Source organism: Salinimicrobium oceani (assembly GCF_012037645.1).
Genome location: NZ_JAAVJR010001231.1, coordinates 1 through 341, shown reverse-complemented (window position 1 = coordinate 341; position 341 = coordinate 1). Strand labels below are relative to the sequence as shown.

General features: G+C 32.6%; 1 protein-coding gene. It reads left to right on the top strand.

What is annotated here, in order from left to right:
* Positions 1 to 81 precede the first annotated feature (81 nt).
* Positions 82 to 341 (top strand): ABC transporter permease (locus HC175_RS21600; protein ID WP_168139965.1); only part of this gene is annotated, 260 nt, incomplete at its 3' end.

Here is a 341-nt window from a genome sequence, read left to right as displayed (position 1 = left end):
ATTATCTCTTTATTTTGTAACGAATTTTTAAAGTCTGCGTCTTATTTTAGTATGCGTCTGTAATATCATCGAAAAAGGAATATGTTAATCTACCTTAGGTTACTAAAAGAGAGCTTTTATTTTGCGGTTAATGCTCTTAAGAATAATAAGTTGAGAACTTTTCTCTCTCTTTTAGGAGTTACTATTGGAATTTTTTCAATTATCGCTGTGCTCGCAGCGGTAGATTCTTTGGAAAAGGAGATCAAAGGAAATTTAAGTGCTTTAGATAACAGTACTTTAATTGTTACCCGTTTTTCTTTTGGTCCTACAGATATTCCTCAATGGAAAAGGGAGCAGTTTCC